The 711-nt window shown below is 42.1% G+C and carries 1 protein-coding gene; it reads right to left on the bottom strand.

Translation table 11 applies throughout. The features are described 5' to 3' along the window. Positions 1–3: 3 nt before the first annotated feature. Complete coding sequence (locus CAG68_RS19810) at positions 4–465, bottom strand: hypothetical protein (RefSeq protein ID WP_005388493.1); 462 nt, start codon at positions 463–465, stop codon at positions 4–6. Positions 466–711: the final 246 nt, after the last annotated feature.

Here is a 711-nt window from a genome sequence, read left to right as displayed (position 1 = left end):
CTGTTAGGCAGGAAAAACACTCGGCGGAGAGTGCTTAGGCGCGATGTGTTTGTAAACGAGCTTATCGCATTTTGAAAAGTGATAAGTCGTCAGTGCATACTTTACTCGGCGCAGCCAATGGATGGTTGTCAGGTAAAGCCCAATCGCAACCAAAAGAAAGAATTGAACAGCTTGAAGAAGCGGGCATTCAAACTGAAAGCCGTCGTGTAAGTTAAGATCTTGGATGAGCTTAGAAGAAGATTGAGCGTTAGCCTCAATCAACGTATTGATATCCACCCATTTGAAACCATCTGCGGTACACAGTAAAACCTTTTCACTTTGGACTTTGTTGAGCCAAGTTGTGCTGTGAACTTGTGTAGGGTTAAGAGCGGCTGTGGACGCTAAATACAACTGAAACAACACCGCGATAATAACCGCAATAGCGTGCAAGCGATGGTGTTTGTGCTGTATTAGAGTGTTTTCCATACAATTGAGTGCTTATCTTCTTCGGCGCGGGATACTAACAAATTAACCAAACAATGTAATTATCAGTTTACTAAAAGGTGATGCAAGTGTGCATTATTTGTTTTGTTGCCTATTTTTAACGCTTTAATGTCTTGATTCGGCTGACATTCACAACCTCCAATTCAACTTGTCAGTCTTGCCTAGTCGCTTTTGAAGATACCGAATTAATCTCTCTTATATGCCACTGAAGCTTCGGTTAGTGGGTGT

This window comes from Vibrio sp. V42_P2S4T144 (genome assembly GCF_009904715.1).
In the GTDB taxonomy this organism is placed as follows: Bacteria; Pseudomonadota; Gammaproteobacteria; order Enterobacterales; family Vibrionaceae; genus Vibrio; species Vibrio alginolyticus.
Note: the sequence above shows the minus strand (reverse complement) of the source record. Positions and strands in the feature narration are given on the sequence as shown.

Bases quoted from the DNA above. Each gene is read 5' to 3' on its own strand.
- CAG68_RS19810 (WP_005388493.1), bottom strand. From the start codon at position 465: ATGGAAAACACTCTAATACAGCACAAACACCATCGCTTGCACGCTATT.